Consider the following 1,771-nt stretch of genomic DNA (forward strand, 5'->3'; position numbering starts at 1 on the left):
GCGGCAGTAGTTTGCATGGACACGATGGCGTCAAAACCGCCCGAAGGGTTGACAGCGGCCGCGGCGACCAGCCCGCAGGGCTGCTCTGCGTCAGAAGCGTGAAAAACCTCCTGGCCTGGCGCCGGCGTCCCGGCGGTATGAACAAGGTAAGCGCGCCGTTTAAGCGTGCCGCGGAACTGGCTGCGCGCAACGATTTCCTGGCCCGGGTAACAACCTTTTTTGAAGCTCACCCCGCCGACGGATTCGTAATTGAGCATTTGCGGCACAAAAGCTTCAAAAATCGGCTGCGTGATCATCGCAATACCGGACTGCACGTCCAGCCAGTGCCACAAGGCGCCGTCAATGCGCGGACCTTCGGGTGCGGACGACGCGGCCGGTGCGCACCAGATTGCACGCGCCTGGCCAGCGCCGGGGTGCAAAAACACCACATTTACATCACCAATATCGGCTTTTGACCATACAGGCCGTGCGCCACCAGCTATCGAATCGATAGCATTTCCGGTGATGCCGTAGAGCGCAAATTCTGCGGTGGCATCGGTCAATCGGGCCTTGGCGCGCAGCACAAACATCGACAGGCGCTTGAGCGTGGCGGGCAGGATGTCGCGGCTGCACAGCAGCAACACGTCCTGGCCGGCATCGCTGCTGCGCTTGAACACCACAAAACTCGCCTGCATCCGGCCCTTGGCATTGCAGAAAGCCGCCAGGCGCGCTTCGCCGGCCCCCATTAACGCAACGTCCTGGGTCAGCTGGCCCTGCAAAAACGTGACAGCATCTTCGCCCGTGACGCGGATGACGCCCAGGTGCGCCAGTTCGGTGATGCCGGAAATCAGGGGAGCAGCAACAGGCAGGGTCATGGGGCGTTCACATTCGATGAGGGGATGGGCTGAATTATCATAGGCTGGAGGTTTTGCGTTCTGTACAGAAAAGGTAGCTGGGTCGTGCGTCGTGTCTTTACAAGTCTGTTGATACTGGTATTTGCCGGCGCCCTGCTGTTGTTTGGCGCGGGTTTGTGGTGGCTGCACGAGCCGATTCCCCTGCGGCTGGCGCCCGGCAGCCAGGTGGTGGACCTCGAAATCGAGCCCGGCACCCCCGCCAGTAGCGTGGCCGAGGTCATCGTTGCCAGCGGCGCCGACGTGCCGGCGATCTTTCTCCATGCCTGGTTCCGCTTTTCCGGCCAGGCCCGGCTGATCAAGGCCGGCAGCTATGAGCTGGTGCCCGGCACCACGCCGCAAAAGCTGCTGGCCATGCTGGTGCGCGGCGATCAAGCCCTCAAAAGCGTGACGCTGGTCGAAGGCTGGACCTTCAACCAGGTGCGCGCGGCGCTACAAAAAGCAGAGCAGCTTGCGCCCGATACGCTTGGCCTGGCACCTGAAACCATCATGCAAAAGCTGGGCAAGCCGGGTGTGCACCCCGAAGGCCGCTTCTTTCCTGACACGTACACCTACGCCAAGGGCTCCAGCGACCTGGCCGTGCTCAAGCGCGCAGCACGCGCCATGGACAAGCGGCTGGACGCAGCGTGGTCGATGCGAAGCCCCGACACGCCGCTGAAAACCCCCGACGAGGCCCTGATCCTGGCCAGCATTGTCGAAAAGGAAACTGGCAAGCCGTCGGACCGCGCCCAGATCGGCGGCGTTTTCACCAACCGGCTGCGCCTGGGCATGCTGCTGCAGACCGATCCCACCGTGATTTATGGGCTTGGCGACAGATTTGACGGCAACCTGCGAAAACGCGACCTGCTGGCCGATACGCCCTACAACACCTACAGCCGGGC

At 62.5% G+C, this 1,771-nt stretch carries 2 protein-coding genes; one reads left to right on the plus strand and one right to left on the minus strand.

From position 1 onward, the window contains the following. Positions 1 to 854, minus strand: an 854-nt coding sequence (gene ygfZ, locus AC1D0Z_RS20895) for a CAF17-like 4Fe-4S cluster assembly/insertion protein YgfZ (protein ID WP_477660080.1), incomplete at its 3' end; no start/stop codon positions are given. A gap of 84 nt (positions 855 to 938) precedes the next feature. Here ygfZ and mltG point away from each other — a divergent pair. Continuing rightward, a partial coding sequence (gene mltG, locus AC1D0Z_RS20900) for an endolytic transglycosylase MltG (protein ID WP_477660081.1) occupies positions 939 to 1,771 on the plus strand: 833 nt, incomplete at its 3' end.

The sequence above is a fragment of the Polaromonas sp. P1_E3 genome (assembly GCF_056405935.1).